General features: G+C 76.1%; 23 protein-coding genes. 10 read left to right on the forward strand and 13 right to left on the reverse strand.

Annotated elements, in window-relative coordinates:
* Entirely contained in the window at positions 1–294 is a 294-nt protein-coding gene (locus tag ACH5AR_RS23615) for a maleylpyruvate isomerase N-terminal domain-containing protein (RefSeq protein ID WP_396303464.1), read from the reverse strand.
* Positions 295–365: 71 nt separating this feature from the next.
* On the opposite strand from ACH5AR_RS23615, the gene ACH5AR_RS23620 reads away from it, so the two are divergent.
* Positions 366–1,400, forward strand: coding sequence for a LysR family transcriptional regulator (locus ACH5AR_RS23620; protein ID WP_396303465.1), 1,035 nt, complete (start codon positions 366–368; stop codon positions 1,398–1,400).
* 81 nt (positions 1,401–1,481) lie between these two features.
* Here ACH5AR_RS23620 and ACH5AR_RS23625 read toward each other — a convergent pair whose 3' ends face one another.
* Complete coding sequence (locus ACH5AR_RS23625) at positions 1,482–2,657, reverse strand: erythromycin esterase family protein (RefSeq protein WP_396303466.1); 1,176 nt, start codon at positions 2,655–2,657, stop codon at positions 1,482–1,484.
* 111 nt (positions 2,658–2,768) lie between these two features.
* On the opposite strand from ACH5AR_RS23625, the gene ACH5AR_RS23630 reads away from it, so the two are divergent.
* Positions 2,769–3,542, forward strand: a complete 774-nt coding sequence (locus ACH5AR_RS23630) for a TioE family transcriptional regulator (protein WP_396303467.1) — start codon at positions 2,769–2,771, stop codon at positions 3,540–3,542.
* Between the two features lie 18 nt (positions 3,543–3,560).
* Positions 3,561–4,010 carry an SgcJ/EcaC family oxidoreductase gene (locus ACH5AR_RS23635; protein ID WP_396303468.1) on the forward strand — a complete coding sequence of 150 codons (450 nt, stop codon included), beginning with the start codon at positions 3,561–3,563 and terminating at the stop codon, positions 4,008–4,010.
* A gap of 169 nt (positions 4,011–4,179) precedes the next feature.
* Here ACH5AR_RS23635 and ACH5AR_RS23640 read toward each other — a convergent pair whose 3' ends face one another.
* On the reverse strand, positions 4,180–5,034 hold the full coding sequence (locus tag ACH5AR_RS23640) for a BTAD domain-containing putative transcriptional regulator (protein WP_396303615.1): 855 nt from the start codon (positions 5,032–5,034) through the stop codon (positions 4,180–4,182).
* 237 nt (positions 5,035–5,271) lie between these two features.
* Positions 5,272–5,973, reverse strand: a complete 702-nt coding sequence (locus tag ACH5AR_RS23645; RefSeq protein WP_396303469.1) for a ScbR family autoregulator-binding transcription factor — start codon at positions 5,971–5,973, stop codon at positions 5,272–5,274.
* Positions 5,974–6,433: 460 nt separating this feature from the next.
* On the opposite strand from ACH5AR_RS23645, the gene ACH5AR_RS23650 reads away from it, so the two are divergent.
* Complete coding sequence (locus ACH5AR_RS23650; protein ID WP_396303470.1) at positions 6,434–7,432, forward strand: ScbA/BarX family gamma-butyrolactone biosynthesis protein; 999 nt, start codon at positions 6,434–6,436, stop codon at positions 7,430–7,432.
* A 389-nt stretch (positions 7,433–7,821) separates the two neighbouring features.
* Positions 7,822–8,352, forward strand: coding sequence for a DUF5959 family protein (locus tag ACH5AR_RS23655; protein WP_396303471.1), 531 nt, complete (start codon positions 7,822–7,824; stop codon positions 8,350–8,352).
* Positions 8,353–8,440: 88 nt separating this feature from the next.
* Here the strand turns inward: ACH5AR_RS23655 and ACH5AR_RS23660 are convergent, their stop codons facing one another.
* The 3 genes from ACH5AR_RS23660 to ACH5AR_RS23670 all read right to left on the reverse strand — a co-directional run bounded on the left by ACH5AR_RS23660 (position 8,441) and on the right by ACH5AR_RS23670 (position 12,701).
* Positions 8,441–8,761, reverse strand: coding sequence for a DUF6191 domain-containing protein (locus tag ACH5AR_RS23660; RefSeq protein WP_396303472.1), 321 nt, complete (start codon positions 8,759–8,761; stop codon positions 8,441–8,443).
* Positions 8,762–9,003: 242 nt separating this feature from the next.
* Positions 9,004–12,027 (reverse strand): M48 family metalloprotease, encoded by a 3,024-nt coding sequence (locus ACH5AR_RS23665; RefSeq protein ID WP_396303473.1) that lies wholly within the window; start codon positions 12,025–12,027, stop codon positions 9,004–9,006.
* Positions 12,024–12,701 (reverse strand): hypothetical protein, encoded by a 678-nt coding sequence (locus ACH5AR_RS23670; RefSeq protein ID WP_396303474.1) that lies wholly within the window; start codon positions 12,699–12,701, stop codon positions 12,024–12,026. The genes ACH5AR_RS23665 and ACH5AR_RS23670 overlap by 4 nt, the downstream gene beginning before the upstream one ends.
* A gap of 242 nt (positions 12,702–12,943) precedes the next feature.
* Here ACH5AR_RS23670 and ACH5AR_RS23675 point away from each other — a divergent pair, with 242 nt between their 5' ends.
* From ACH5AR_RS23675 to ACH5AR_RS23685, 3 genes are all read left to right on the forward strand, one after another.
* Positions 12,944–13,747 carry an ABC transporter ATP-binding protein gene (locus ACH5AR_RS23675; protein WP_396303475.1) on the forward strand — a complete coding sequence of 268 codons (804 nt, stop codon included), beginning with the start codon at positions 12,944–12,946 and terminating at the stop codon, positions 13,745–13,747.
* Positions 13,744–16,353, forward strand: a complete 2,610-nt coding sequence (locus ACH5AR_RS23680) for an FtsX-like permease family protein (protein ID WP_396303476.1) — start codon at positions 13,744–13,746, stop codon at positions 16,351–16,353. The genes ACH5AR_RS23675 and ACH5AR_RS23680 overlap by 4 nt, the downstream gene beginning before the upstream one ends.
* Before the next feature lie 261 nt (positions 16,354–16,614).
* Positions 16,615–17,208 (forward strand): transglutaminase domain-containing protein, encoded by a 594-nt coding sequence (locus ACH5AR_RS23685; RefSeq protein WP_396303477.1) that lies wholly within the window; start codon positions 16,615–16,617, stop codon positions 17,206–17,208.
* Between the two features lie 24 nt (positions 17,209–17,232).
* Here ACH5AR_RS23685 and ACH5AR_RS23690 read toward each other — a convergent pair whose 3' ends face one another.
* From ACH5AR_RS23690 to ACH5AR_RS23700, 3 genes are all read right to left on the reverse strand, one after another.
* Entirely contained in the window at positions 17,233–17,571 is a 339-nt protein-coding gene (locus ACH5AR_RS23690) for a cyclic-phosphate processing receiver domain-containing protein (protein ID WP_396303478.1), read from the reverse strand.
* 36 nt (positions 17,572–17,607) lie between these two features.
* Positions 17,608–17,865: a hypothetical protein gene (locus tag ACH5AR_RS23695; protein ID WP_396303479.1), complete on the reverse strand. Its 258-nt coding sequence runs from the start codon at positions 17,863–17,865 to the stop codon at positions 17,608–17,610.
* A gap of 391 nt (positions 17,866–18,256) precedes the next feature.
* Positions 18,257–19,828: an alpha/beta fold hydrolase gene (locus ACH5AR_RS23700; protein ID WP_396303480.1), complete on the reverse strand. Its 1,572-nt coding sequence runs from the start codon at positions 19,826–19,828 to the stop codon at positions 18,257–18,259.
* A 428-nt stretch (positions 19,829–20,256) separates the two neighbouring features.
* Here ACH5AR_RS23700 and ACH5AR_RS23705 point away from each other — a divergent pair, with 428 nt between their 5' ends.
* Positions 20,257–21,846 (forward strand): S8 family serine peptidase, encoded by a 1,590-nt coding sequence (locus ACH5AR_RS23705; protein WP_396303481.1) that lies wholly within the window; start codon positions 20,257–20,259, stop codon positions 21,844–21,846.
* Positions 21,847–21,923: 77 nt separating this feature from the next.
* Here the strand turns inward: ACH5AR_RS23705 and ACH5AR_RS23710 are convergent, their stop codons facing one another.
* Entirely contained in the window at positions 21,924–22,703 is a 780-nt protein-coding gene (locus tag ACH5AR_RS23710; protein WP_396303482.1) for an NAD(P)H-dependent oxidoreductase, read from the reverse strand.
* Positions 22,704–22,850: 147 nt separating this feature from the next.
* Here ACH5AR_RS23710 and ACH5AR_RS23715 point away from each other — a divergent pair, with 147 nt between their 5' ends.
* Positions 22,851–23,744, forward strand: coding sequence for a helix-turn-helix transcriptional regulator (locus ACH5AR_RS23715; RefSeq protein WP_396303483.1), 894 nt, complete (start codon positions 22,851–22,853; stop codon positions 23,742–23,744).
* A 73-nt stretch (positions 23,745–23,817) separates the two neighbouring features.
* Here the strand turns inward: ACH5AR_RS23715 and ACH5AR_RS23720 are convergent, their stop codons facing one another.
* Both ACH5AR_RS23720 and ACH5AR_RS23725 read right to left on the reverse strand, forming a co-directional pair.
* Entirely contained in the window at positions 23,818–23,970 is a 153-nt protein-coding gene (locus ACH5AR_RS23720) for a hypothetical protein (RefSeq protein WP_396303484.1), read from the reverse strand.
* Positions 23,971–24,376: 406 nt separating this feature from the next.
* Positions 24,377–26,704 carry an ATP-binding protein gene (locus ACH5AR_RS23725; protein ID WP_396303485.1) on the reverse strand — a complete coding sequence of 776 codons (2,328 nt, stop codon included), beginning with the start codon at positions 26,702–26,704 and terminating at the stop codon, positions 24,377–24,379.
* Between the last annotated feature and the right edge of the window lie 220 nt (positions 26,705–26,924).

Here is a 26,924-nt window from a genome sequence, read left to right on the forward strand (position 1 = left end):
TCACGCCCGCTCGTCGCGGCGGCGTCCCGGCGGGCGCCCCGGGTCGGCCGTCCGGTGGATCCGGCCACCGGAGCGGGCGGGTCCGAGGAGCGTACGCGCCGTCGAGCGCCGGAAGCCGGTGCTCATGTGCGCGGCCACCCCGCGGGCCCGCCAACCTCCGTACGGCGACGGCGCGTTCCCCTGCTTTGGGGTCAAGGGGGCGCGCACCGCGGAGAGTTCACGGCGCTGTGCCGCGGGGTGCTCGCGGATCCGGTGGATCCGCGCGGTGTCCAGGTCCTGCGGCACGGTCGTCATGTGACCGGCCTGCGGCCGGAACCGTACGCCCGTCCAAGGCCTGGTCGTTCTGCCACCTATGATCAGGAGTCATGGAACTGCGGCAGCTCCAGTACTTCGTCACCGTCGCCCAGCACGGCAGCTTCACCCGGGCCGCGCAGCTCCTGCACCTGAGCCAGCCCGGGGTGAGCTCCCAGATCCGGCAGCTGGAGCGGGAGTTGGGGCACCCGCTGTTCGACCGCTCGGGCCGCACCGTGCGGCTCACCCCGGTCGGCGAGGCGGTGCTGCCGCACGCCCGGGCGGCGCTCGCCGCCGCGGCCGCGGCCCGCCGCACGGCCCAGGAGTTCGGCGGGCTGCGGCGCGGGCACGTCCGCCTGGGCATGGTCGCGGGCGCGGCCCTGACCCCGCCGTCCGCACTCGGCACCTTCCCCGGGCTCGCCACCACGCTCGCGGCCTTCCGCCAGGAGCACCCCGGCATCGACTTCTCGCTCACCGAGGACACCACCGAGCGGATGCTCGCCGCCCTGCGCGACGGCCGGCTGGACCTCGCGGTGGTCGGTCTGACCACCCCGGGGAACGGGCGGCCGGGCGAGGACGACCGGTCCGCGCCGGCGGGGCTCGCGCTGCACACCGTGCTGGAGGTCCCGCTGGTCGCGGCCTGTGCGCGGGACCACCCGCTCGCGGGCGGTCCGGGCCCGGGCGACGCGGACCCGGAGCCGGAGCCGGAGCCGGAGCCGGGCGAGGGCGCCGCGGCCGGGAAGGCGCTCCCGGTCGCCGCGCTCGCCGGGCACACCCTGGTGAGCACCCCGCGCGGCACCGGACTGCGCGCCGCGCTGGAGTGCGCCCTGGCCGAGGCCGGCGTCGAACCGGCCGTCGGCGTCGAGGCCGCCGCTCCGCCGCAGTTGGCCGATCTCGCCGCACACGGGCTCGGCGTCGCCGTCCTGCCGGACCCGGGGCCGGTGCCTGACCTACGGGTGCGCCCGCTCACCAGCCCCGTGCCCCGGGTGCGGATCGCGCTCGCCTGGCCGACCGACCGGCCCGCCGCGCCACCGACCGCCGCCCTGGTGGCCCACCTGCGGCGGGCCTACCCAGGGCCGGGCGCCGGGGAGGAACCGGAGGCCGGGTAGCCCCCCTCGCCCGGTGGCGGCCCCGCAGCCGCTCAGGCCCCACAGCGCTCAGGCCCCACAGCGCTCAGGCTTTGCCGTCGGTCAGGCTCCGGCCTCCATCCGGGCCCCGCCCGGCACCGCCGCCCCGTCGGCCACGTGCAGCAGCGCGGCCGCGCCGTCGAGCACCTCCCGGTCGAGCGGGAAGTAGCCCTGGCTCGGGACGGTGTCGGTGCGCGGGCGCGCCCCGGCCGGCAGCGCCGGGTCCGTCAGCACCCACACCGCACCGCGCCCCTGGAGGTGGGCCTCGTACGTCCCCGGCGCCGGCTCGGCCAGCGCGATCGCCGCGCTGCGCCCCAGGCTCCCGGCGACGAAGGCGTAGCGGTCGCCCAGCAGCGCGCCCACGATGTGGCCCGCTCCGTTCCACCGGCAGTCCAGCTCGCCCAGCGCCCAGGCGCTCGGGGTGCGTTGCAGGTGCCGGTTGTGGGCGAAGACCAGGGTCGGTCCGCGCCGCTCCTCGATCGCACGGATGTCCAGCAGGTTCTGCGCCATCAGCGCGTCCCGCACGCCGAGCAGGCCGCTGAGCCGGGCGCTCGGGGTGAGGCCGCGCACGGCCGACTGCGCGTGGTAGCGCAGCAGGCCGATGCCGGTGGTCAGCCGGGTGCGGGCCTCGGTCCACTTGGCGGACGAGCTCGCGGCGACCAGTTCCGGTGCGCGCGCGTGGAGTTGGAGAAGGAGGTCGTCGGCGAGGCAGCGCAGCCGCGCGGCCTCGGGCGTGGCGCCCGGCGACCGCACCGGATCGAGCACCGCCTCCGCGCGGCTCCACCGCTCGTCCTCGCCTGCCACCTCGGCGGGTTCGAGCTCCAGCCCCAGGTAGTCGCAGGCGTGTTCCAGGTACCGGCGCGGGCTGGGGGCGCTGGTGTTCTCGGTCGGGAGGTCGAACCCGTGGAAGGCCACCTGCTCGCCCGGCGGCCGCTCCCGGTTGAACTCCCTTGCCCAGGCGACGAGTCGGCGGTTGTGGTCGAGCTCCCCGAAGCCGTGGCTGAAGCCCTCCGCCAGCACCGCGTCGAGGGTGCCGACGCCCGCGCGGACATAGGCGTCCACGGCGAGGGCGGCCACCCGGTCGGTCTCCAGCGCGATCGACCGGAAGCCCCGGGCGGCGACCAGCCGGGCGAACAGCCCGTTGCGGATCCGTCCGAAGGCCGGTTCCCGGTGGGTCGGCTCACCGAGCCCCAGGAGCCCGCAAGCCGGGGTGACGAAGTCGTACCTGTCCTGATGCATGAGCCTCAAGCGTATCCTTGATGAAACGGTTGAGACTTTCGACCCCACCACCGCGCTCGTCCGGCCCAGCCGTCGCCCGAAGCCTCAAACAGCCCCGAACCGGAGACGACCATGCGACCGGCCGACCTCGCTCGCGAGCACGGCATCTCGACCCAGGCGATCCGCAACTACGAGCGCGACGGCCACCTCCCGCCCGCCGACCGCACGCCCACCGGGTACCGGGTCTACACCGAGCTGCACGCCGCCGCCCTGCGCGCCTTCCTGGCCCTCGTCGCGGCCTTCGGCCACGCGACCGCCGGCTCGGTGATGGCCGGCATCCACACCGGTCGGCTCGACGACGCACTCACCGAACTCGACCGGGGGCACCGCCAGTTGCTGCGCGACCGGGAGACCCTCGCGACCGTCCGCAAGGCCGTCGGCCGACTGGCCGGCGGCGCCCCGCCCGGCACCGGCCTGCCCCTGCTCCCGGGCCCCCGCTCCGTGGGCGAGGTCGCGCACCGGCTCGGTGTCACCCCTGCGACCCTGCGGGCCTGGGAGGCCGCCGGCATCCTGACCCCCGCCCGGGACCGCGCCACCGGCCACCGGCGCTACCTCCCGGCCGACGTGCGCGACGCCGATCTCGCCCACCTGCTCCGCCGCGGCGGCTACCCGCTGGCCCACGTCGCCACCGTACTGCGCCGGATCCGCACCGCGGGCGGCGCGGGCGAGCCGGCCGCCGCCCTCGACGGCTGGCAGCAGCGACTCACCGCCCGCGGGCTGGCCATGCTCACCGCCTCGGCCCGCCTCCACGCCTACCTGGCGCTGCGCCCCGAGACGCCCGAGACACCCGAGACGCTTCGGGGCGCTTCGGGACGCCCCGACGGGCTTGACCTCAAGGGCACTTGAGATCCCGGAGTGATCCGGATGGCCACCGAAGCCGCACCGAACGTTCCCGACGACGTCCGTGCCATCGAGCGCGTCGTGGCCGCCGTCGGGCACACCCAGTGCGCCACGGAACCGGAGGCCTTCCTCGCCCTGTTCCACCCGGACGCGATCCGGACCACCGCGCACGGCAGGGTCCTCCTCGGCCCGTGCGCGATCGCCGAGTTCACCCGGGCCGTCCTGCCCGCCGCGGCGTGGGACGGCCAGGCCACCTACGAACCGGTGCACATCCGGTTCCTGCGCCCCGACGTCGCCGCCGACAAGGTCCGCCAGGCCTACCACTCCGCGGCCTCCGACGCGGTGGACGACTGGGAGGGCGGCTCGGGGAGCGGCTCGGAGGGGTCCCCGCTGTACGTCATGACCAGGCAGGACGACGGGCGGTGGCTGCTGCACGCCTGCCAGAACACCGCAGTGCTGGCCGGACGGGAGTAGTCGTCCGGCCGGCCGGGTCTGTCCCGGCGCCCGCCGGCAGCGGCGCACGGGCCCGCTGCGACCGGACGGACATCGGGCTGCGGCGCGCCGCAGCCCGATGTCCGGTGGTCCCGCTCCGAACGGCAGGCCGCCGTTCGGGGCGGGCCGGGCCGGCGGTGGTCGGAACCGCTCAACCGACCCTGGTGAGACGGGCGGCGCGGCCGACGGGCCCGTCGGCGAGTACGCCCGGCTGCTCCTGCTCCGGGCGTTCGGGGGCGGCGAGCAGGATGGAGCGCTGGAGCCGGCGCAGGGCCGCGGACGGCTCCATGCCCAACTCCCGTACCAGGGTGTTCCGCAGGCGCTGGTAGGCCTCCAGGGCCTCGCCGCGGCGCCCGGAGCGGTGCAGCGCGATCATGTACTGGCCGTGCAGGCTCTCGTGGGTGCGGTAGCGGTCCACCAGGACGGTGAGCTCGGCGAGCAGTACCCGGTGCCGCCCCAGGCGCAGGTCCGCCTCGATCCGCTGGTCCAGCGCGCAGAGCCTGCTCTCCTCCAACCGCTTCGATTCGACCGCGAGTTGGCCGCCGAGCGGGACGTCCGCGAACGCCGCTCCGCGCCACAGCGCCAGTGCGTCGCCCAGCTGACGGGCGGCGAGCGGGAAGTCGCCCCCGTCCATGGCGCGGTAACCGTGGCCGGCCAGGCGGTCGAACTCCTGGAGGTCGACGGTTCCGCCACCGCTGTTCAGCATGTAGCCGCCGGCCGAGGTGACCAGGACGTCCTTGGCGCAGGAGGCGCCCGGGCCGCCGTCGCCCTGGGCGAGCGCGCGGTCGATGAGGTCGCGCAGCTGGAGGACGTAGGTCTGCACGGTGGTGCGGGCGCTGCGCGGTGGGCGACCGGACCACAGCTCTTCGGCGAGGACGCCCGCCGGGACGATGTGGTCGGCCCGTAACGCCAGCAGGGCGAGGACCTGCCGTGGCTTCGGCGCCGACGGCACCACCGACACCCCGCACAGTCGGACCCCCAAGGACCCCAGCACCCGGATCTCCACGACGACCACCCCATATCCAGACGGATCGGCGGCCCCGACGGCCGCCGGCCGGGCGGGTGCTCCGCTGCTCACCGTCCGCGACGGTCCGCTGGAAGGTCGGTCGAGCACCCGAGGCTTATCCAAAAACAGGACAGACGGTTTGTCAATACAAAACCGAACGCACTGTTTGTTTTTGGGCAGAGCAATCCTCGGGGATTCGTGCTCCGGACCGCCGGTCCGGCCTCGACCAGGCCGGGTTCAGGCCCGCTCGGCAGCCTCGCCGTCCGCCCCGCCCGCAGCCTCCGCCGCCTCCGCCGCCGCCCGAGCCGCCGCCAGCTCCGCGACCACCCGGCTCCCCCGGTCCGCCGCGAGGTCCAGCGTGGCCAGCACCCCGGGCACCGCGATACTGGGCATCACGTGCTGGTACAGCGAGGCGATCCGGCGCTCCAGGTCCGACCGGCCGGACATCTTCTGGGACTGGATCTGCACGCCCGTCCAGGCCCCGGTGACCAGCCAAGCCGTCTCGGCGGGCACCACCTGGGGCAGCAGCTCGCCGCGCCGGCCGGCCGTCTCCAGCACCGCCTCGGCCCGCTGGATCCAGCCGGGCGCCGCACCGCCGCTGAAGTCGCCGAACACGTCGTGGCCGAGCGAGAGGCGGGCGCCCGCGCTCAGCACCGGATCACGCGGCATCAGGTGCGCGACCACCATCCCGAGGTCCACGAACTCCTGGAGCTTGCAGTGCCGTTCGGGAATCTCGTCGCGGCCGAACTGCTCCTCCACGACCCCCTGGGCGAGCTCCCGCTTGGAGGCGAAGTGGAAGTACACCGCACCGCGCGTCACTCCCGCGCGGGCCACCACCTCACCGATCGTGGCCCCCTCGTACCCGTGCTCGTCGAAGACCGACGCCGCCGCCTCCAGGATCAACCGACGCGTCCGGATCGCCCGCTCCTGTCGCACCACCGCAACCACCCCACCCGAAACGCTCGGCAAACAAAACCAAACACCCCGTATCTTACCCGCGACAGCCGGTCGGGATCTCTGCGTCCCAGGTCACATAGGGCGGTCTTCAAGCGGACGAAAACCGCGTAGACGGTATGAGGCGAACAGATGACCACCAACTCACCGACAGCCCCTTGAAGCGGAGTCACCTCTCCCACTTGCAGCCGGGACGGGGACGAACGGTCCAGGGATGGCAATGAACCTGTCAAGGCTTGGTATAGACATCTTCACAGGTCACGAAGGCGTCTCCGGTCAACCGATCTTCGGGCGGTGCTCGCCGACCACCTACCGTGCCCGTACGACCACGCTCGGCCGCCGACGAACCTTTGTTCTGGCTCCTTGAAAACCAAACCGGAAGGTACGTATCTTACGAGCCCTGAGCAGCCCACCCCGCCCGTCACGGCCTTTCGGAGCGCTCCCCATGACTCTGCTTGCCTTCCGTACGCCCGCCTCCGCCCTCGCCGCCGGCACGGATTCCGGGACGATCCCCGGCCCGGCCGCGGCAGCAGCCCCGGCGCCTCGCCTGACCAGCACCGTCGCCAAGGAGTACGTCCACCGCGCCTGCCACGCCGAGGTCTTCCTGACCGGCAGCGAGCAGCTGACCGACACGACCTTCGCCGTCACCGCGCAGTGGCCGCGAGCGCACACCTTCTTCAGTACCCCGGACGGCACCCGGCATGACCCGATCCAGGCCGCCGAAACGATCCGCCAGGCCGGGCTCTACCTCGCCCACACCCGCTTCGGGGTGCCGCTGGACCACAAGTTCATGATGTGGAACCTCGACTACACCACCCGGCCGCGCCAGCTGGTGATCGGCGCAGCGCCGACCGACCTCACCCTGGAAGTCCAGCTCCTCGCCCGGCCGCGCCGCGCCGGCACCACGGTCGACTTCGCACTGGAGACCGTGGTGCGCCGGGGAGCCCAGCTGGCCGCCACCGGGTACGCCCGCTTCACCACCGTGCCCGACGCCACCTACCAGCGGCTGCGCCGGGGGCGGCACGTCGCCGGGCACCCGGCCGCGCCGGTCGTCACCGCCGAGCCGCTCCCGCCGGCCCGGGTCGGCCGGCTCCGCCCGTGCGACGTCGTCCTGGCCCCGGCGGACGCTCCCGGCAGCTGGCACCTCACCCCCGACTTCTGGCACCCGATCCTGTTCGACCACGCCAACGACCACATCCCCGGCATGGTGCTGATGGAGGCGGCCCGGCAGGCCGCCAACGCACTGAGCAGCCCGGTCGCCGTCCTGCCGACCGCCGCGGCCACCACCTTCCACCGGTACGCCGAGCACGACGCGCCCACCACGATCACCGCCCGACACACCCCCGGCGGCGACCAGGACGCCCTCACCACCACCGTGACCGGCCACCAGCACGGCGAGCCGATCTTCACCACCGTGCTCACCGGCCACCCGGACCACCGCTGACCCGCCGACCGCCACCACACCGACCGGAAACCGGTACGGCCCGGGCAGCGGTCCGCACCCACCGAAGGACGGTGCCCTTGACGGCGCCGGACCCGCCACGCACGGCGGCGCACACCGCGGCGTCCGGACGGCCCGCCCGACCCACACGGTCCGGCGGGCCGTCCGCGTACGCGCGGGCGCTCCCGGTGCGCGCTGCCGTCCGCGCGCTGCCACCCGCGCACCGCCGCCCGCGCGCTGCCGCCCGCGCACCGCCGTCGCCCCCGGGCGGGGCGGCCGCTGCCGCTTCCCGGGCCGGGCACGGCCGGAACACGCCGGTTCCGGGCTGGCACCGGGGCGAACACCTGCGCGAGGATGTCAGCCCCTGGATCCGCTGCCCACAGGAGCAAGACGTGAGTGAAGTCGCTTCGCAGCAGAACGAGTTGATACGACTGACCGACCGCCCCGGCACCGAGGACGCCCCCGGCTGCGACGGACGGACCGGCGGCCGGAACGTCCGCGTACGGGTCCTCGGACGACACGCGCCGGGCTCGCTGCTCGGACACGACTGGCTGGACTGCGAGATCACCGTCACCGCGGACTCGGTGCGCGCGCAGTTCGTCACCCTCGTGACGGACCGCCACCTCGGACAGTGGGAGAGCGCCCTGGACCGTCTCGGGCGCGGGTCAGCCGTCCGCTGGCTGGACGAGGAGCACGGACCGGAGCTGCGGATCGAACCCGGCCGGCCGGGCGGCCTCTGGGTGACCGTCTCCGACGCCGAGGAGACCGGCGTCACGCTGCGGGTCGTGCTCTCCCCCGCACCCGGCTGGCTGGCGGAGCAGCGCGCCCTGCTCCGACGCGTCCGGAGCGCCTACCCGGCCGAGGTGGTCGAGCTCTCGCCGGGCATCCACGCCTGGCGCGGCAGCGCCCCCGAGGCTCACTGACCACCCGCCACCCGCCCGGGGGCCGAAGGTGCGCACTCCGGCCCGGGCCACCGGCGCCCGGGCCGGGTCGGCGGCCCGGCCCGGGCCTCTACCGACCGGTCGGCGGCAACCGGAGGACCGCGACGCCCCCGTCCAGGTCGATCCTCGTCCGGTTCGGCGGCGCCCCGTCCTCCTCGTCCTCCCTCATCGTCAGCGACGACTGCCGCTCCTTGAGTTCGTTCTGCTTCCCGGGCGAGAAGCTCGCGTGGAGCTGCTCGAACCCGGTCGCGGATATCTGGCCCTGCCGGGCGCTGTTCCGCCACGGCAGCAGGCCGGCGCGGCCGGCGCGGAGAAGCAACTGGTCCGCGAAGGCCACAGCGGTCAACGCGATGATCAGCCCGGGCAAGGTCACGAAGACGGCGAATCCCATGTCCCCCAGTCTCCCCGTCGCAGGGCGCTACCGACAGGGCAGCGGCGGAAGACCGGGCCGCACCCGTCCGTCCGTCGCACGCCGCCGTGACGGTGGCCGTCGTCATCCCGTTCATGCCCTCCATCATGGGCGCCCGGAGCCGCGAACCGGATAGGGCCGGCACCCGAATCCGGGGTTCGGAAAACCGAACCCCGCTGGTGGTGCCACGTCCCCTCCACCCGGGGGCGCGCGGTGGTGGCGGATCACCGGGGGGCGGTCCGGCGGACCGCCCCCGACGCGGCGAGCCAGGAGACCATCCGCCCCCCGGCCTCGGTGGCGGCCCGGTACGCCGTCACGCCGGCCTGGGCGCCGGCGGCGTCCGGCCGGGCCACGAGGTCGCGGCACGCGGTGGCCAACTGCCGGTAGCCGGTGAGCAGTCCGGCCCACAGCCGCTGCCCCGCCGGGTCGGGAACGGTGAAGTACCCGTCGGCCCGCCGGGTCGCGCCGTCGAGCGCCTCGCAGGTGTCGCCCACCCTCCGTATCGCCGCCTCGACCTGGGCGTCGGAGGTGGCGCTCGCGGCGGTGCTCACCACGGCTTCGACGGCGGCGGCGTAGGCCCGCTGCGCCGTGTACAGCGCGTTGACGTGGTCCAGGCCCCCGACCGCGGCCCAGGCCTGGTTCTGGACCAGGGCGATCGCCGCCGAGGGAGCGCTCGTGCTCCGCTCCAGCATCGACTCCACCGCGCGGGCGGTCCCGCCGCGCGGGCCGGACGGCTGGACGGCGGTCACCGTCGTCACGAGGGCCCCGGCCGCGACGACCGCGAGGAGCGCCACCCTGACGGCGTGCCGCCGCGCCGGTCGGGGCCGGGCCGGCGGCCGCACCGCCGGCGCGGACGGTACCGCCGGGGGCCGCTCGGCCCGCCCTCGCCGCCGCCACAGCAGGCTCACGGCACGGCCCGCGCCCCGGCCCGCGAAGGCGGCCAGGCCGGCCAGCAGCGTCCCCAGGGTCAGGAGGTAGGCCGTCTCGATCCGCAGCAGCTTCCACACCGCCCCCGGCCGCCAACCGCAGGTGTGGGTCATGACGTCCAACGGGCCGAGGCAGCCGTCCGCGCTCGCCAGGAGGAACGAGCCCGCCGTGCCGACCAGGGCGGTGACGCCGGCCGCGACGAGCCCGGCGAGCAGCCAGGCCTCCCTCGTCACGGCGGCGACCACCGCGGCGGTCAGCGCCATCGCGACGCAGACCACCAGCACCGGCCACATCAGGTACGCGAGCTGGAACGGGCCCGTCATGCGCACGGCCGCCGGGGACGGCGTGTCCATGTGCGCCTTCGCCGCCGCCAGCCCGGCCCAGCAGACCAGCCCGCCCGCCAGGCCGGCGGCCGGCAACCGGCCCGGACGGGCCGGGAGCCGCCCGGGAGGGGCGAGGAGCGGAGGTACGGGCGGCTCCGGCGGCACGTCACCCGCCGTCGGCGGCACACCCGCCGCCGGCCCGGGCAGCGCCCCGGCGAGCCACCTCGGCCGGCCCGCCGGCCGCCCGGCCGCCAGCGCGAGCGGCGGCAGCAGCCAGAGCAGCACCGCGGCCCACCACAGGCTGTGCGCCGCCGTGACGCTTCCGGGCAGGACGCCCACCACCGCGGCGACCTCCAGCAGCGGTCCGATGCGGGCCGGCGGCAGCCCGGGCAGGCCGTACGAGCCCAGGAGCCCGGCCGTGCTGAACGGCCAGCCTCCGGTCAGCACTTCGCCCTGGGTGTACCACCAGTACAGGACGCAGGCCAGGGCCAGCGAGGCGGCGGCGAGGCCCGCCGCCATCACCGGGCGCAGCGAGCGCCCGCGCCAGGCGGCGATCCACCAGCCGGCGTTCTGGGCGGTCCAGGTCATCACCAGGACCAGCGCGGCGACCAGGACCAGCAGGGCCTCGGGGTGGGCCGGCCACCAGTGGTTCCAGGCCGCCCTGGGGCCGAGGAGTTCGCCCGCGACGAGGCCGGTGCCGAGCCAGAGGCCGACGGGCCACCCCCGCGGGGCCGGGCGCCCGGTGAGGACGGCGTACACCACGGCGCGCCACAGGGCGACACCACCGATGCCGACGACGAGTGCCGCGATGAGGACCGCCTTGGCGGGGAGGGCCTCGAAGGGCAGGCCTCCGAGCTGCCAGACGAGGATGTCGGCGGCGAGCCCGGTGAGGAACAGCGGCAGGGCGTCCAGCGCGAACAGCGCCTTCGGGTCGGTCAGCGAGGCCCGGCGCAGCTCCCAGGACGGGTGGGTGCGCCAGAGTTCGACGAAGGCGGCGAGGGCGCGCGGCCGTTCGCGGCCGGGGCGCGGCGGGGCGGGGACGTTCCAGGACTCCCGGCTCGCGCCCCAGCGGGCCGCCGTCAGGTCGGCGTGGATCTCGCGGTTGCGCAGGATCCCGGCGCGCGTGAGGTGGACGGCGACGACGATCAGGAGGCCGAGCACCAGTTGGTGCGTGTTGAAGGGGGCGAACTGCCCCCGGGCGGCCGGGGTCGCGGTGACGAAGAGGTTCTTCAGGCCCACCGCGGCCCACGGCAGCAGGACCAGGAGGAGGAAGACCCGCCACAGGGCGACGGTGGCGTAGGTGATGCCGACGTCCCGGTTCCGCAGGTGCGCGAGCTCGTGCAGGACCACGGCACGGAACCGCTCGCGGTCCGTACCGCTGGTGGCGAACAGCCCGCCGTACAGGCAGACGGTGGGTCGGCGCCAGCGGCCGAACACCGCGGCGCCGACCTGCGGCACGACCGGGGCGACGACGAAGCGGGGCGCGCGGGCGAGTCCGGCGGCGGCCACCAGCTCGTCGAGCTGCTGCCGCAGCCCTCCGGTCGTGTCCAGCTCCGCCAGGGCGACGACCCGGGAGCTGCGCGCCTTCCAGACCGGCAGCAGCCAGTACACGGCGAGGACCGCGACGACCAGCAGCGCGCCCACGGTGACGGACACACCGTCGAAGTCCTGGGCGTAGCGGGCCGTGCAGGCCTTGAGCGCCGAGCCGTTCCGGGCGGACAGGGCGAGGCCGGCGTTCACGGGGGCGCCGGGGTCGAGACCGGCGGCCAACCAGCAGGCGGCCTCCTTGTCGGCCTGCTGGGAGGAGGCGAGGAGCTGCCAGACGGTCCTCGGGACCATGCTGGCACCGGCCGCCGCCAGCAGGAGCAGGAGCAGGACGAAGCGCAGCGTGGTGCCGGCGGCGAGGACGCGCTCGTCGGGCGGGGCCGGGACGGGGGCCGGGGCCCGGGCGGGGCGCGGTCCTGCGCCGGTGGCGGCGTCGGCGGGTGCGTCGGTCATCGTCCCTCGCCGTCGGCGGCCGGGCCCCCCGCAGCCTGGTCGGAGTCGCCCTGGCCGGGGTCGCCGCCCTGGCCCGGGTCGGCCTGGTCGGGTTCGGCCTGGTCGGGTTCGGCCCGGCCCTGCGCGCCCGCCCCGGTTCCGTCGCCACCCGCCGCGAGCCCGGCCGGCTCGTGCCCGCCGCCGCCCGGTTCGGCCAGTGCCAGCCGGGCCACCACCGCGTCGGCGATCGCCGCCGCCCGGTCCTCCGCCATCCCCCGCTGCGCGGCCGACTCCAGCACCGACCGCCGTACGTCGGCGAGCTGTTCGCGCGTCAGCGGCGGAATCGTCACCGGCTCGGCCCCCTTGCGGAAGACCCTGCGCAGCCCCGCCTTCAGCCCCTTGGCGGCCCCGTCCACCGCGGCGCCCGCGAGCTTCTGCCCCACCTGGTCCAGCGCCAGCCACACCACGGGGGTCACCAGGGCGGCGACCTCGCCGAGTCCGAAGCCCAGCGGCTCGCTGCGGCCGCGTCCGGCGAGCCGGCGTACGGCCGAGGCGTCGTCGAAGCGGGTCAGCCACACGACGAGCGGCAGTTCCTCCGCGGCGGCCTCGGCCACCACGTCACGGACCACGTCGCGCACCCGCGCCCCGCCGGTCGCGGCCGGACGGCCCTCCGGGTGAACCGCTGCGGATCCCATGGCACCTCCGTGGTCGACTCACGGCGCGTCCGGGCCGGTTGTCGCACCGCTTCCACACTGACCCACGGACTCCGGGGGCGGCAATACCCTTCGGCGCTCCTCCTATAATGCGCGGCCGCGGGACGGCGGGTGGGGATAACCCCACCCCCCTTCCGCCAGCAGCCTCCATGGTTCGCCGCACCCGCCGTTCCTAGCCTGGTCACGTCGATGACCAGCGACGATCCACGAGGGAAGGCACCAGCATGGCACGCCGCCACGACCGCTCCGACGACGGGCCGACCGCCGGGCCTCCCGACCGGGCCCGAGCCGCGATCGAGCTGCGGGCGGTGCGGCGCAGTTACGGGCGCGGCGCCGAGACGGTGCACGCGCTGCGCGGCATCGACCTGGCGCTCGGGCGCGGCACCTTCACCGCCGTGATGGGCCCCTCCGGCTCCGGCAAGAGCACCTTCCTGCAGTGCGCCGCGGGCCTGGACAAGCCGACCTCGGGCGAGGTGTTCCTCGGTGGCGAGGAGATCACCGGCCTGAGCGAGGACCGGCTGACCGTGCTGCGGCGCAGCCGGGTGGGGTTCGTGTTCCAGTCGTTCAACCTGCTGCCCTCGCTGAGCGTGGTGCAGAACGTGCTACTCCCGCTGCGCCTGGCCGGTGAGCGCCAGGACCGCGGCAGGGCACGGGAGTTGCTGGACCAGGTCGGGCTGGCCGAGCATGCGGCGCGCCGGCCCGGGCAGTTGTCGGGGGGTCAGCAGCAGCGGGTGGCCATCGCGCGGGCGCTGATCACCCGCCCGGACGTGCTGTTCGCGGACGAGCCGACGGGCGCGTTGGACACCCGCACCGCGCACGAGGTGCTGGGGCTGCTGCGGCACGCGGTGGACACGATGGACGCGACGGTGGCCATGGTGACGCACGACCCGGTGGCGGCCTCGTTCGCCGACCGCGTGGTCTTCCTGGCCGACGGCGCCCTGGCGGGCGAGCTGCCCCACCCGGATCCGAAGTCCGTCGCGGACCGGATGGTCGCGCTCGCCACCGGCCGGCTGGGGGCCGCGGCGTGAGCAACGGACTCGCCCGCGCCTCGGTGCGCTTCCGGCCCGCCTCCTTCGCGGGCACCTTCGTCGCCCTGCTGTTCGGGGCGGCCGTCATCATGGCCTGCGGCACCATGCTGCAGACCGGCATCACCGCCGCCGTGCCGCCGGTCCGCTACGCGAACGCGCCGGTCGTCGTCGCGGCGAACCCGGACGTCGAGATCGTCCGCAAGGTCAACAAGAAGGAGAAGACCGTCGACCGGCCCGTCGCCGACCGGGCCCGGGTGGACGCCGCGCTGGCCCAGCGGATCGCCGCGCTGCCGGGGGTGGCGGCGGCCCGCGCGGACTCCGCCTTCCCGGTCCAGCCCGGCCCGGCGACACCGGGCCTAACGGGGCGTGGCTATGCGGCGCTCGGCATCGCCGGCGGCGCGGACACCCTGGTCGAGGGCCGCGCGCCCGGCGACGGCGAGGTCGTGCTCGACGCCGCGACCGCGCGCGCCGCCCACCTCGCCCCGGGCGCGAGCCTGAGCCTGGTCGCCCCCGGCGGCAGCGGGACGTACCGGATCTCCGGCCTGGCCGCGCCGCAGAGCGCCGGCCCCACCGCCTGGTTCGCCGACGACGCGGCCGGCCGGCTCTCCGGCCACCCCGGCCGCGTCGACGCCGTCGCCGTCCAACCGCGCGAGGGCGTGAGCGCCGGTGACCTCGCCCGGCACCTGCGCGAGGCACTGCGCGACACCGCCGGGCGCAACGCCGCCGGGGCCTCCCCCACCGGGCTCCGGGTGGTCACCGGCGAGGACCGCGGCTCCGTCGAGCAGCCCGCGCTCGGGGACAGCCGGACGCTGCTCATCGCGATCGGCGGCTCCTTCGGCGGCACCGCGACGATGACGGCCGTCTTCGTGGTGGTGTCCACCATCGCGCTGGCCATCGGCCAACGGGCCCGGGAGTTCGCCCTGCTGCGCGCCGTGGGCGCGACGCCCCGCCAGATCCGCCGCACCGTCGCCACCGAGGCGGTGCTGGTGGCCCCCCTCGCCGGTCTGCTCGGCCTCGTCCCCGGTGTGGCACTGGCCCGTTGGTGGTTCGACGGCCTCGCGTCGCGCGGCGCCGTCCCGGCGGGCGTCGAACTCGACGTCGGCCCGCTCCCCGCGCTCGTCGCCGTCGCCACCTGCCTGCTGGCCGCCCTCGCCGCGGGCCACCTCGCCGCCCGCCGGGCCTCCAACCTGCGGCCCGGCCAGGCGCTCGGCGAGGCGTCGGTGCCGGTGGGCCGCGCGGGCGTGGTGCGCACCCTGCTCGGCGTGCTGGCGATCGCCGGGGGCGTGGTGCTGACCGTGGTCGCGGCCGGCCTGAGCGGCGAGAGCGCCGCCAACACCGCGCTCGGCGTGGTGATGTGCTTCCTGGTGGCCGTCGCCCTGCTCGGCCCCTGGGTGGCCCGGATCGCCGCCGGGGTCCTGGGCCTGCCGCTGCGGGCGGGCGCGGGCGGGGCCGGCGGCTCGCTGGCTGCCGACAACGCCCGCGCCAACGCCCGCCGGCTGACGTCCGCGCTCACCCCCATCGCGATGGTGACGGCCTTCTGCGGCACCATGCTGTTCATCCAGAGCAGCGTCCAGCACGCCACCGGCGAGCAGGTGCGCGACGGGATCACCGCCGACCACGTGCTCGGCTCCACCGGCCCCGGCCTGCCCGCCGGCACCGCCGACCAGGCCGCCCGGGTGCCCGGCGTCGACACCGCCGTGGGCGTGCTGCGCACCGGCGCCGTCTACCGCTCCGACGGCAAGCTCCGCTCCGCCGGCGTCCTCGCCGTCTCCGGCGACCCGGCGAAGCTGCCCCGGGTCCTCGACCTGGGGGTGCGGACCGGCTCGCTCGCCGACCTCGCCCGGGGCACGGACACCGTCGCCCTCGACACCGGCCTCGCCGACAAGCTCGGCCACCGGACCGGCGACCGCGCCTCCTTCTGGCTCGGCGACGGCACCCAGGCCCAGCTGACGGTCGTCGCCACCTACGATCGCGGCCTCGGCTTCGGCCAGCTGATCCTGCCCCGGGCGGCCGTCGCCGCGCACGCCGCGGTGGCCTACGACAGCCAGGTGCTGGTCGCGGACGCCCCCGGCGCCGACCGCGCCGACGTCGCCGCGCGGCTGGCGGCGCTCCCCGCCGAAACCTCCCCCGCCGGGGCCGCGGCGGCCGGCGGGCCCACGGTGGCCGGACTGACCGTCGCCGACCGTGCCGGGTACGTCGCCCAGACCGACCGCCGGCGCGAGGCCGGCGACTGGGCGAACTCCGTGATGGCGGGCGTGCTCGGCGGCTTCGCGGCGATCACCGCCGCCAACACCCTGGTGATGACCGTCCTGGACCGCCGCCGCGAGGTGGCCCTGCTGCGCCTCGCGGGCGCCACCCGTCGCCAGGTGCGCGGCATGATGCGCTGGGAGGCCCTGCTGGTGGCCGCGGCCGGGCTGCTGCTGGGCAGCGCGATCGCCTGGATCACCCTGGTCCCGATCGCCCGCGGCCTCGCCGGTACGGCGCCGTACGTCCCGCCGGGCACCGCCGTGCCACTGGCCGCCTCGGCGGTGCTGCTCTGCCTCGTCGCGACGGCCCTCCCGGCGCGGGCCCTGCTGCGGACCCGCCCGCTCGCGACGACGGACTGAGGACCGCACGCCCGGCCGCGGGTGGAGTGGCCGCGTCCGGCCTCGGCGTCGAGGGCGTCGGGCCCGGCCCGAGGAGCGGCCCGCGGGCCGTCGGGCTGCCGGACGCCCCGGCGGCGTGGACGGCCCGGCGTGGACGGCCCGACGCCGCTCCCGGCCCGGAGCGCCCCGGTCCCTCCGGCAGCCCGGCCCGCCCCCGGCTCCTGCTGTCCACGGGGTGGATTCCCGCCCGCGACGCGCCGTCCGTACGGCACCGTGGAGGGCATGATCCTGCGACCGGAGACCGACGACCTCGCCGCCTACCTCGCGGCGGACGAGGTGATCGACCATCAGCACCCCGAAGTACGGCGACTGGCCGCCGAGTCCGCCACGCCCGAGGCGGCGTTCCGGCACGTCCGCGACCAGGTGGCGCACTCCGCGGACGCGGGCACGTACAGCGGGGCGTTCCGCGCCTCCGAGGTGCTGGCCGCGCGCAACGCGATCTGCCACGGCAAGGCGCACCTGCTGGCCGCGCTGCTGCGGGCGCAGGGCGTGCCGACCGGTCTGTGCTACCAGCGGCTGGCGGACGGCCAGGGCGGATTCGTGGTGCACGCCCTCAACGCCGTGCACCTGGAGGGCCGTTGGTCGCGCCTGGACGCCCGGGGCAACCGGGAGGGGGTGGACGCCCAGTACGACCTGGACCGGGAGCGGCTGGCCTGGCCGGTCCGGCCGGAGCTCGGCGAGCGCGACTGTCCCGGGATCTTCGCCGCGCCGCCGGCCCCGCTGGTCCGGGCGCTCGCCCGGGCCGTTCCGGGCCGGCACGGCTACGACCACCTTCCGACCGAGCTTCCCGGCGAGCCGGCGCTCGGCCGGGGGTGAGACGCAGGCCCGGTGCCGGACGCCCTACGCCGTCGCCCGCCGGACCCGGTAGTCCCAGCGCGTGAGGGACCGGACGACGGTCTGGGCGCCGACGGGGTTGGCGCTGTGCACGAAGACCGTTCCGATCCGGAAGGGCCGTCCGCTGAAGGCGGCTTCCTCCAGGAGGGTCACCACCGGCATGATGCTGTCCTCGCCGCCGAGATCGTGGTCCAGCCAGAGCTCGTCGACGAAGGCCTCACGGTGCTCCTCCAGGAGCCGGACGCCTTCGGCGCTGGTCCGGGCGACCCGGGTGGCCCTGGGGAGCGCCCGGAGGTCGTCGATGCCGAGGATGACGGGCGTCGGCACGGTCAGGTCTTCGTTCACCTGACAATCATCACAGGCGCCATGGCGTCCAGGACCCTAGCGCGGCGGCCCGACCTTCTCGACCGGGCCGAAGTCCCGGAAGGTGCCGTGGGAGCGCACCGGGACGCCCCGCAGGTCGTTCTTCCGGTCGTAGCGGACGGTGCGGCCCTGGGCGTCGATCCACTGGTCGAGCTGGAAGTCCGGCACCCCCTTGCCCTTGAGGATCGTGTACTGCTCGGGCTCGACGGCCTTCATCGCCTCCAGGTCGACCGTGCCGCCGAGGTGGTGGCAGGGCGTGCCCTCGCAGTCCTCCATCCCCTTGCGGGTGGACGGGCCGGGGGCCGGCAGCGCCTTGGAAAGTAGCCGTGGTAGTCGGCGCTCCCGTCGCCGAGCAGGTCCTCGCCGCCCACGCTCGCCGACTCGGTGATCCGTCCGGAGCGGACCGGTCCGTTGAGGTTCACCCGGGCCCTGGTGACGGCGCTCATCGGGCCGCCTTCGGCCGTGGCCTGGGTGGCCGCGTACGGCGTCTTCTCCGCGAGCGCGAGCGCCTTCTCCGGGTCGATCGCCCCCGCCCGCCGCGGGTGGCGACGGGCGGGGGCGTCGGGGCCGTGCCCCGCGGATCTGCCGCCGCTCTGACGGGCGGGCCGGGGCGCGCTCGCCCCGAGCCACCGCCTCGACCTCCTGCGCCGCCGGGACCGGACCCGCCTCAGCCGCAGGTCCGGTCCGCGGCCGGCAGCCGGCCCGTGGTCAGGTAGCGCGTGACGTCGGTGCCCGCGCAGGACGGCCCGGCCACCACCACGCCGTGGCCCTCGCCGCCGGCCACCGTGACCATCCGCGCCCCGTGCAGTGCCCGCCGCATGCCCTGCGCCATGGCGAGCGTGGCCTGCGGGTCCCACTGGTTCTGCACGATCAGCGCGCCGACGCCGTTGTTCACCGCGGTGGCCGCCTCGCGGGCCGGCGACTTCCAGAACGCGCACGGTTGGATGCCGGCGCCCAGGTCGCCCGCCAGCGGGTAGGCGGCCCGGTCCCGGATCGCGTCCCGGCGGTACTGCTCCGGGTCACGCGGCCAGCCGCGGGCGTCACCGCAGAACAGGGCCCAGGTGACGGCGGTCTGGTTGTCCTGCTGCTGCTCCGCACCGGAGGGCCTCGCGTCCGCGGCGGAGGTTCCGGTGCCCGCGGCGGAGGTTCCGGTGCCCGCGGCGGCGGGCCCCGCGCCGGCGGTTCCCGGGTCCGCGGACGCCCCGGGCCCGGCCGGTGCGGCCGGCCCGCCCTCCGCCGCCGCCTTCAGCGCGACGATCCAGGGGGTGACGGCGGCGACGTGGACGAAGTCGGCGTACCTGGTACGGATGGCGCCCCCGTCGAGCGCCCCGCCCGTGGTGGGGACGGGCGTGCGGTCGGCGCGGGCGATCAGGTCCCAGTACGTCGTGCGGACCTCGGCGGGGGTGGCGCCCAGCCCGTACTCGGCGTTGCGCGCGGCGGCCCACCCGGTCCACCGGGTGAAGGCGAGTTCGGCGCCCGGCGCGGCGCCGCGGAGCGTCCCCCGCCAGGCGAGCGCCGGGTCGAGCGCGCTGTCGAGCACGAAGCGGTCGGAGCGCCGGGGGAACATCTGGGTGTAGACGGCGCCCAGGTAGGTGCCGTACGAGTAGCCGAAGTAGGAGATCCTGCGCTCTCCCAGCGCCGCCCGGAGGACGTCCATGTCGCGCGCCGTGTTGCGGGTGGTGATGTGCGGCAGCAGGTCCCCCGCCTTGGCCCAGCACTTGTCGGCCACCGTCCGGGCCCGGGCCACGTCCCGGGCGAAGGTCTCCGCCGCATAGGGGTGCGGGATGCTCCGCTCGTCGGCCGTCAGACCGCAGGCCACCGGCGTGCTCCTGCCGACCCCGCGCGGGTCGAACCCGACCAGGTCGAACCGCTCCCGCACCTCCGGTGCCAGCAGCGGCTCCAGCTCCGCCGGCATGGTCAGCCCCCCGACGCCCGGGCCGCCGGGGTTCATCAGCAGCACCCCGTGCCGCACCTTCCCACCGCCCGCCCTGATCCGCGACACCGCGAGGTCGATCCTCCGGCCCCCTGGGTCGGCGTAGTCCAGCGGCACGTGGAGGGTGGCGCACTCGAAGGCCGCCGGCTGCTCCGCGTCGCAGCGCTCCCAGCGCAGTTCCTGCTGCGCGTACCGCCCGAGCGGTTCCTGCGCCGCGAACGCCGTCGCGGGGGTGAGCGCCGCGATCGCGGCCGTCACGGCACCGACCGTCAGCGCGGGAATCGTTCGTCCGTCTCGCAGAGCCATGCCAGTCCTTCGTGCAGAAGCGTTTCTCGGATCGCCTCCAGTCTCCGTTCCGCCCCCGGCCGCCCCCGTACGGCTCCGGGATGGCCCCGTGCTCCGACCTGCGGCGTACGGCGGAGCGCTGACGTACTGCCACGGGCCCGACTTCCGGCAGTCCGCCGGTTCGGCTGAACCGCCCGCCTGCCGCCCGCCGTTGTCCCGGCCACCCGGCACCCGGCACGGGGCGAGCGGGGCAAGCGGGGCAAGCGGGACGGAGAGCGGAGAGCGGAGAGCGCCGGACGGCAATCCGATTCGGTGCGCTCGGACCGGCCACTTTCCGGCTAGTCGCGCCCGTCGTCGGCGGGCGAGGCTTGGGCCACCGCCCTGCTCCCGCCCGGCCGCCGGCCCCGCGCCTGCGGCCGGGCCCGGCACCCGGAAGATGTGGAGACCACATGGCTCGACGACGTTCCCTGCTCCGGCTCGGCCCGGCCGTACCGGTCGTGCTGTCGCTGACCGCCTCGCTCGGCTTCCTCCCCGCGTCGGCCTCGGCGACGCCCCGAACACCGTCCCCCGCCCAGACCGTGGACGCCGGCTCCCTGGCGTACGTCGTCAACACCGAGACCGACCGTCATACGATCGCGGCGGTACAGAAGGCCGTCACCGCGGCCGGCGGCACCGTCCTCGTCAGCTACGACACGATCGGCGTCATCGTCGCCCACTCGGCGAACCCCGACTTCGGCAGGGTGCTGCGCGCGGTGCCCGGAGTGCGGTCGGCGGGCGCCACGCGGACCGCACCGCTCAGCGCGGCGACGGCCGGCGCGGGCGAAGGCGCAGGCGCGGGCGAAGGCGTACGCCCGGGCGCGGGCGCGGCTACCGGCGACGGCACGGGCGCGGTGCGGCGCCTCTCGGCGGCCGAAGCCGCGCGGATCGGGCAGGCCTCCGGCGGCGGCACCGAGCCCCTCGAAGCCGAGCAGTGGGCCCTGCGGGCGATCGGCGCGGACCGGGCCGCGAAGACCGACCCCGGCAGCAGGGACGTCACGGTCGCCGTGATCGACACCGGCGTGGACGACACCCACCCGGACCTCGCCGACAACTTCTCCCCGGCGCAGTCCGCGAACTGCGCCAGCGGCAGGGCCGACACCACGTACGGCGCCTGGCGCCCGGTGGACCCGGACTACTTCCACGGCACCCACGTGGCGGGCACGATCGCCGCCGCCCGCAACGGCGTCGGCATCGCGGGCGTGGCACCCGGCGTGCGGGTCTCCGGCATCACCGTCTCCCAGCCCACCCCGCGCCAGCTGATCTACGCCGAGAGCGTCGTCTGCGCCTTCGTGTTCGCCGCCGACCACGGGGTGCAGATCACCAACAACAGCTACTACGTGGACCCGTGGCAGTACAACTGCCTGGACGACCCCGACCAGAAGGCCGTCGTCGACGCCGTCGACCGCGCCCAGCGCTACGCGCAGCGCAAGGGCACCCTCACCGTCGCCGGGGCGGGCAACTCCAACCACGACCTGGCCTCCGACGGCCTCGCCGACAACCGCAGCCCCAACGACTCCACCCCGGCGAGCCGGACGGTCGACCCGCACCGCTGCTGGCAGCTGCCCGCCCAACTGCCCGGTGTCGTCACGGTCAGTGCGACCGGCGCCAAGGGCACCAAGTCGTCCTACTCCAGCTACGGCCTCGGCGTGATCGACGTCGCGGCGCCGGGCGGCGACATCTACCAGGCCTCCGACACGCCGTCCGGGCACCCCGGTGTCCTGTCGACGCTGCCGAACAACCAGTACGGCTACGAGCAGGGCACGTCCATGGCCGCCCCGCACGTCTCCGGCGTGGCCGCGCTGCTGAAGTCCGCCCACCCGCAGGCGACCCCGGCCCAGCTGCGAGCGATGCTCAGGGCCCAGGCGGACAACCCGGGGTGCCCGGCCGGCCCGTACGACGGGAACGGCGACGGCACCGTGGACGCCACCTGCGCCGGCGGCGGGCGCGTCAACGGCTTCTACGGCTTCGGCGTCGTCAACGCCCTGCGCGCGGTCGGGTAGTCGGCACCGCGACCGTGCGCAGGAGGAGCCGCGCCCGGCCGCGGCTCCTCCCCGCCGGGCGGGACGGCGGACCGCCGTCAGCCGCGCACGTGCAGCCCGAAGCCCGTACGGCCGGCCGGCTCCAGACCCTCCTTCAGGTGCAGCGAGGGGATCTCGTAGTCGCCGAAGTTCTGCCGCCGAAACGCGATCGGCTCGGTCGACTCCAGGGTGAGCAGGCGCCGCTCCCACGCCCTGGCGACGGCCGGGTAGTCCTCGGCGGTCAGCCGGTCCGCCCCGTACACCACGAACGGCGGCAGCACCTCGATGCCCGGGTAGTAGAGGATGCCGTGCTGGAACGGGAACAGCAGGTCGTCGATGGGCCCGTTGATCCCGCGGGCGGCGTAGTGCGACTCCGGGCCGCCGACGGTCACCGACAGCAGGGCCCTGCGGCCGGCCAGGGTGCCCTCGCCGAACCGCTCGCCGTACCTGGTGTCGCTGTGCTCGCCGACGCCGTAGGCGAAGCGGTGGGTGAACACCCGGTCCACCCAGCCCTTGAGGATCGCGGGCATCGTGTACCACCACAGCGGGAACTGGAAGACGACCGTGTCCGCCCACAGCAGCTTCTCCTGCTCGGCGCGGACGTCCGGGGTGAGCGTGCCGGCCTCGAAGGCCCGGCCCGAGTCCCGGGCGACCTCCAGCGGGCTCGACGCCTCGGGGCCGTAGTCGGCGGCGTCCACGACCGCCTTCCAGTTCATCGCGTACAGGTCGCTCACCCGCACCTCGTGCCCGGCGGCCTCCAGGGTGGACACCGCGAGGTCCTTCAGCGAGCCGTTGAGCGACTTCGGCTCGGGGTGGGCGTGGACGATCAGCGTCTTCACGGGGACTCCTTGAGGTCTTCGGACCGGACGCCTCCGATCCTGGGCGCCGCGACGCCCGGCGTTCAGGGGCGCCGCTTCCGTAGGACGGGACTTCCTGGTACCGGCAGGGCCACCCTCACCGGCACCGCCGCGGCCATACTGGAGCGCATGGACGATCTCGCGGGCTTCCTCCGGACCAGGCGTTCCCGGGTCGATCCGGCCGCCGTCGGCATCCCCACCGACAGCCGCCGCCGGGTCACGGGGCTGCGCCGCGAGGAGGTCGCGCACCTGTCCGGCGTCAGCGTCGACTACTACGTGCGCCTGGAGCAGGGCCGCGCGACCCAGCCCTCCGAGCAGGTCCTGGACGCACTCGCCCGCGTCCTCGACCTCGACGGGACCGAACGCGGGCACCTCTACCGCCTCGCGCGGCAGCGCCGCCGCCGCGCGACGACGCCGGGCACCCGGGTCCGGCCGGAACTGCTGCGCGTCCTCGGCCTGGTCGCCGACGCCCCCGCGCTGATCATGAACCACCGCCTGGACGCGCTCGCCGGGAACCGCCTCGCCGGGCTCCTCTTCGGCCGCCCGATGCCGGGTCTCAACATCGCCCGGCACCTCTTCCTCGAGGAGGCCGAGCGCGGCCTCTACGCGGACTGGGAGAACTGCACCCTCGACGTGGTGGGGCACCTGCGCCTGGCCGCCGGCCAGTACCCCGAGGACCCCCGGCTGGCCTCGCTCGTCGGCGAGCTGGCGATGGGCAGCGAGCGCTTCCGCCGCCTCTGGGCCCGCGCGGACGTCCGCGCCCGCACCCACGGTCGCAAGGCGTACCGGCACCCCCTGGTCGGGCTGTTGGAACTGCACCAGGAGAACTTCGCGCTGCCGGACGAGCCGGGCATCGAGCTGCTGGTCCTCTCGGCGGCCCCCGGCAGCCCGGCCGAGGACGGGCTGCGCCTGCTCGCGGGGCTGGGCGCGGACCCGGCCGACGGGCGCGGCACGCCGGGCGTCGCCACCGCGGACGGCGGCGCGGACCACGACGGCCCGCTCCGACGGGTGCCGGAGGCGTAGGCGGGGGCCCGTGGCCGCGTGGCCGTGGCCGGGAGGCGGGGCAGCCGCGCCGCCCGCTGCCGCCCCGTCGGGCTCAGCGGGCGCCGCGCGGGTCGTCGGCGTCCGCCACCCGCGCGGCCGCCGCCGGCACCTCCCGCTCCCAGGCCTGCCGCACCCCGTCCGGCCAGAAGCGCGCGCAGTCCCGGCAGCAGGGCTCGCCGACCACCGCCGCGAACCGGCGCTCCACCCCGGTCCCGTTCTCGCCGGTCCCTGCCGGAGCACCCCGAGGGCGTCCTCCGCGGTGATCTCCCCGGCCGTCAGCCGGGTGGCCGTGTGCCGCAGCAGGAGACGCTCGGCGAGGTCCTCGCCCGGGGCGGGCAGGCCCGGCTCCTCCAGCGCCTGCCGCAGCACCTCGGCCAGCGCGGCCATGGGTTCGTACCGTCCCCGCCCCGCGAGGTCGCACAGCGCGGGCGAGCCAGCGCCGGCGCCCGCCGCCAGCAGTCCGGCGGCGGCCATCGGCAGGTCCTCGGCGGGCACCAGCCCGGCACGGTACTGCCGGGACAGGGTGAAGACGGCTGCCATGGCGGCATCCTTCCCCCGCGCCCGGCCCGCCGCCGCCGAATACCCGGCGGGCACCCCGAGGAGCCGCCCCGTCAGCGGCCGTCCGCCGCGGCGGACTCCGGGCCGCCGCGGCGACCCGAGCCCCGCTGCTCGTACGTCCACACCGCCAGCTGCGTGCGCGAGGCGAACCCCAGCTTGCCCAGGATCCGTTCGACGTGGTTCTCCGCGGTGCGCTGCGCGATCGTGAGGCGCGCCGCGATGTCCTTGTTGGTGAGGCCTTCGGCGACCAGCTCCGCGACCTGGCTCTCGCGCTTCGTCAGCCCCGGCACCCCGGCCGGGTCGTCCAGCACGTAGGCCAGCGCCTCGTCCAGGGTGGTGCGCGCGCCGCGGCGGAACTCCCGGTCGAAGGCGGCGGCGCCCAGTGCCTCCCGCACCTCGGCGTCCAGGCGCAGGTGCTGCCTGCGCATGAACGGCGCCGCGCCGAGCCGCCCGCCCAGCGACTCCCACAGCAGGTGCAGCACCCCCAGGAGCCGGGCCGCACGCCGCGGGGTGTCCCGGGTGCTCCAGGCGACGACCTCCACGCACATGGCCACGTCCCACCAGTCCTGGAAGGGGCGCAGCCGGGCGATGGCCGCCCTGGCGTGCGCGGTCGCGTCGGCGGGTGCGCCGGCGCGCAGGGCCAGTAGGGCGCGGGCGAGCAGGGCCATGCCGTGCAGCCAGGACTCGCCGTGCGCGCGGGCGGCCGTCTCGACCTCGTCGCAGGCCTCGGCGGCCGCGGCGGCCTCGCCTCCGTAGGCGTGCGCGATGGCGAACTTGACCCGGCACTCGAGGGCCGCGTCGAGGCAGCCCAGCGCGCGGAACTCGGTGCGCGCCCGCGCGAACAGCTCGGCGGCGCTCGCGAAGTCCTCGCGCCAGACGGCGAGGATCCCGTGGTGGTGCCGCACCCACGCCGCCTCCCGCCGGTGGCCGCCCTGCCCGGCCGCCGCCTCGCAGGCGGCGAGCGCGTGCCCCACCTCGGCCTCCGGGGCGCCCTGGAGGATGCGCAGGTACGTGTCGGTGGCCAGGGCCCGGAGGCGGAGGGCGGTGTCCGGGGCGGTCCGGTCGCCGCCGTCGTCCTGCGCGTGGTCGGCGGCGAGCAGCTGCGACAGCCAGTGCCGCCCCTCGGAGAGCAGGCCCGCGGTCATCCAGTAGTGCCGGGGCGACACGGCCAGGGCCAGGCCGGCCCGCGCCTGCCCGGGCCGCTCCAGGCAGAACTCCAGCGCCGCGCGCAGGTTCGGGTGGTCGAGGCGCAGGCGGGTGAACCAGTCGACCTGGCGGGGCCCGAACCACTCCCGCCCGGCGCGTGCGGTCAGTTCGGCGTACCGGTCCCGGTGGCGGGCTCGCAGCGCGTCGAGCGAGCCGGACGCGGCCAGCCGCTGGTGCCCGTACTCCCGCACCGTCTCCAGTATGTGATAACGCGAACGCCCGTCTGCCTGACGGCAGTTGACGATCGACCTGGCCACCAGTCCGTCGAGGGCGGCGAGCAGGGCGGCGGGTGGCAGTTCGGCGTCCGCGCAGACCCGTTCGAGGCTCTCCAGGTCGAAGCCGCCGCGGAACACCGAGGCCCGCGCCCACAGCAGCCGCTCGGGGCCCGTGCACAGGTCGTGGCTCCAGTCGATCAACGCGCGCAGGGTGCGCTGCCGGTCGGCGGCGACGCTGCTCCCACCGGTCAGCAGCGCGAACCGGTCCGTGAGCCGCTCCAGGATCTCCTGCGGTGTCAGGCTCCGGACGCGGCCGGCGGCCAGCTCGATGGCGAAGGGCAGACCGTCCAGGCGGCGGACCAGCTCGGCGACGGCATCGGCGTCGGAGCTGGTCAGGGCGAAGCCGGGCAGCACGGCGGCGGCCCGGTCGACGAACAGCGCGACGGCCGGGTTGCCGCTCAGGGCGCGCAGGCCGCGGCCCGCGTCGGCCTCGGCCACCGCGTCCGGCACCGGCAACGGCTCCACCGGGAAGACCCGTTCGCCCGCGATGCCGAGCGGCTGCCGGCTCGTCGCCAGGACGCGCAGTCCGGGCGCGGCCCGCAGCAGGGCGTCGGCCAGGCGCGCGCACGCCTCGACCAGGTGCTCGCAGTTGTCCAGGACCAGCAGGGCGCGCCGCTCGCGCAGCCGGGCGGCGAGGACGGCCGCCGCACCGCCGCCGGGGCACTCCGGGCTCGCCACGTCGAGGGCGCCGAGGACGCTCGGTGCGAGCAGCTCCGGATCCCGCAGGCCGGCGAGTTCGGCGACGTGCACGCCGTCGGGGAAGGCGGAGCGTGCCGCGTCCGCCGCCACGCGCAGCGCCAGCCGGGTCTTGCCCACGCCGCCGGTTCCGGTGAGCGTGACGAGGCGGGCGCCGGAGAGCATCCGGGCGATCCGGGCCGTCTCCGCCCCCCGCCCGATCAACGGCGTCAGTTCACCGCCGAGGCCCGCGGTCCTCCCCGTGGCTGCCCCTTTTGCCCTGGCTGCCACCGTTCCCCAGGCCGGCCCCGTTCCCATGGCTGGCCATCTTACGGACGCGCGCCGACGGTACCGGCACCGCGGGCACGCGGAATTGAGTAGTTCTCCCCTTGCTCCCCCTCGCCGGCCCGCCCGAGACTCGACGGCGCGATGGCGGACGACGAGG

The sequence above is a fragment of the Kitasatospora sp. NPDC018619 genome (assembly GCF_044391605.1).
Classification (GTDB): Bacteria; Actinomycetota; Actinomycetes; order Streptomycetales; family Streptomycetaceae; genus Kitasatospora.

What these genes read in the sequence shown, in the direction of transcription:
- ACH5AR_RS23630 (WP_396303467.1), top strand. Translation starts at nt 2,769, where the DNA reads ATGCGACCGGCCGACCTCGCTCGCGAGCACGGCATCTCGACCCAGGCG.
- ACH5AR_RS23675 (WP_396303475.1), top strand. Translation starts at nt 12,944, where the DNA reads ATGGCACGCCGCCACGACCGCTCCGACGACGGGCCGACCGCCGGGCCT.
- ACH5AR_RS23695 (WP_396303479.1), bottom strand. Translation starts at nt 17,865, where the DNA reads ATGGAGGACTGCGAGGGCACGCCCTGCCACCACCTCGGCGGCACGGTC.
- ACH5AR_RS23650 (WP_396303470.1), top strand. Translation starts at nt 6,434, where the DNA reads ATGACTCTGCTTGCCTTCCGTACGCCCGCCTCCGCCCTCGCCGCCGGC.
- ACH5AR_RS23615 (WP_396303464.1), bottom strand. Translation starts at nt 294, where the DNA reads ATGACGACCGTGCCGCAGGACCTGGACACCGCGCGGATCCACCGGATC.
- ACH5AR_RS23660 (WP_396303472.1), bottom strand. Translation starts at nt 8,761, where the DNA reads ATGGGATTCGCCGTCTTCGTGACCTTGCCCGGGCTGATCATCGCGTTG.
- ACH5AR_RS23625 (WP_396303466.1), bottom strand. Translation starts at nt 2,657, where the DNA reads ATGCATCAGGACAGGTACGACTTCGTCACCCCGGCTTGCGGGCTCCTG.
- ACH5AR_RS23635 (WP_396303468.1), top strand. Translation starts at nt 3,561, where the DNA reads ATGGCCACCGAAGCCGCACCGAACGTTCCCGACGACGTCCGTGCCATC.
- ACH5AR_RS23700 (WP_396303480.1), bottom strand. Translation starts at nt 19,828, where the DNA reads ATGGCTCTGCGAGACGGACGAACGATTCCCGCGCTGACGGTCGGTGCC.
- ACH5AR_RS23705 (WP_396303481.1), top strand. Translation starts at nt 20,257, where the DNA reads ATGGCTCGACGACGTTCCCTGCTCCGGCTCGGCCCGGCCGTACCGGTC.
- ACH5AR_RS23670 (WP_396303474.1), bottom strand. Translation starts at nt 12,701, where the DNA reads ATGGGATCCGCAGCGGTTCACCCGGAGGGCCGTCCGGCCGCGACCGGC.
- ACH5AR_RS23665 (WP_396303473.1), bottom strand. Translation starts at nt 12,027, where the DNA reads ATGACCGACGCACCCGCCGACGCCGCCACCGGCGCAGGACCGCGCCCC.
- ACH5AR_RS23685 (WP_396303477.1), top strand. Translation starts at nt 16,615, where the DNA reads ATGATCCTGCGACCGGAGACCGACGACCTCGCCGCCTACCTCGCGGCG.
- ACH5AR_RS23715 (WP_396303483.1), top strand. Translation starts at nt 22,851, where the DNA reads ATGGACGATCTCGCGGGCTTCCTCCGGACCAGGCGTTCCCGGGTCGAT.
- ACH5AR_RS23620 (WP_396303465.1), top strand. Translation starts at nt 366, where the DNA reads ATGGAACTGCGGCAGCTCCAGTACTTCGTCACCGTCGCCCAGCACGGC.